General features: G+C 64.2%; 1 protein-coding gene. It reads right to left on the minus strand.

The window, feature by feature from the left end:
* The coding region (locus SB754_RS23470; RefSeq protein WP_410784632.1) for a DUF2550 family protein at window positions 1-208 on the minus strand (208 nt) is incomplete at its 3' end.
* Between the last annotated feature and the right edge of the window lie 21 nt (window positions 209-229).

Below are 229 nucleotides of genomic sequence, written 5' to 3' on the forward strand. Positions count from 1 at the left end.
TCGGCGACCGACGACCACTGACCGTCACCGATTGGCGCAGAACGAGACGTTGCGGCCCGGGCAGCACCCGGCGCAGCCGGAAGTACTCGAGGGCGTTGTCGTCGTATCGGACCACCCCGTGCCGCCAGGCCCGGCCATCGTCTGCGGGTAGTTCACGCAGCAGAGCCGATGTGCCCGAACCGCGCAATTCGTTGATCCGGTAGAGCATGTAAAGCACAAACACAAGAAC

The organism is Leifsonia sp. SIMBA_070 (genome assembly GCF_046534635.1).
Lineage (GTDB): Bacteria > Actinomycetota > Actinomycetes > Actinomycetales > Microbacteriaceae > Leifsonia.